Source organism: Streptomyces sp. SID3212 (assembly GCF_009865405.1).
In the GTDB taxonomy this organism is placed as follows: Bacteria; Actinomycetota; Actinomycetes; order Streptomycetales; family Streptomycetaceae; genus Streptomyces.
Window position 1 is genome coordinate 1 of sequence record NZ_WWJY01000967.1, and the last position, 1,144, is coordinate 1,144.

1 protein-coding gene and 1 pseudogene are annotated in these 1,144 nt (G+C 69.3%); one reads left to right on the plus strand and one right to left on the minus strand.

Translation table 11 applies throughout. The features are described 5' to 3' along the window. Nucleotides 1-242: DUF5134 domain-containing protein (locus tag GT042_RS28675; RefSeq protein ID WP_345943960.1), on the minus strand; the 242-nt coding region annotated here is incomplete at its 3' end. 358 nt (nt 243-600) lie between these two features. Here GT042_RS28675 and GT042_RS28680 point away from each other — a divergent pair. After that, a pseudogene (locus GT042_RS28680) lies at nt 601-1,144 on the plus strand (xylosidase); the annotation flags it as partial.

The window sequence follows — 1,144 nt, forward strand, 5'->3', positions numbered from 1 at the left end:
CGGACGGCCGTCCCCAGTGCGGCCGCGCCGAACACCGCCGCGTACGCCAACCACGCCCACCGCGGCGGTGACAGCACCACCGCGGGGACGGCCATGGCGGCCATCCCGAATCCCATCAGCGCCTCGCCGCCCGCCGTACCGCGCGCCTCACCCGCGACGCCGCGCATGCGGAGCAGGCAGTAACCCCCGGCTCCCGCGCAGAGCGCGACCAGCAGCCAGCCGGCCGTCGCCGGTCCGTGCACCGCGCACCTCCCCCCTCGACCTTCGACCTTCGACCGGATGGTGCCCGGCACGCTCGGTGCGCAAGCGAGCGCAAAGGGTCATGAGGGGAGCGCGCCGGGCGCGCCGGACACGGGCGGAACTCCCCGCGCGCTTTTCCGCATTCCGCCGGAAACGGAAAGTGGCAAGTAAATGGACTGACAGACCTTCGCATTTTCTTGACGGAATGCATGCACAACGCACCTTGTGCGGGATGTGCGGTCCGACTACCTTGCACAGGCGTGCCCTTGGGGCCGGCCGGACTGCCACCGGCCAACAACTCCCCCCACTCCCGAGGGAATCGTGTGTTTCTGGCAGACACCTGACGGGAGGATATCCTCCGTGAGCATTTCACGACGGTCGGTCATCGCGTCCGCGCTGGCCGCATCCGCTTCCGTGGGCGGCGTTCTCGCTGCCCAGCGGGGTGCCATGGCGGCCGAGGCCGCCCCCCTGGCACCCGCCGCGAGTCCCCCCGGCGACGTCGTCGGGAAAATCACCGTCGGCTATCAGGGATGGTTCGCCTGCATCGGCGACGGCGCCCCCATCAACAGTTGGTGGCACTGGAGCAGGAATGCCGGCCAGCCCCCGTCGCCGAGCAATACCACCATCAAGTCGTGGCCCGACATGCGGGAGTACAGCCGCGGTTACCGCACCGCTTACGCGAACACCAACGACGGGCAGCCCGCGACGCTCTTCTCGTCGTACGACCAGCAGACCGTCGACACCCACTTCCGGTGGATGCGGGAGAACAACATCGACACCGCCGCGCTCCAGCGGTTCAACCCGTTCGGCGGCGAGGGCCCCACGCGCGACGTCATGGCACAGCGGGTACGGCAGTCGGCGGAGGCCAACGGCCGGAAGTTCTACATCATGTACGACGTCACCG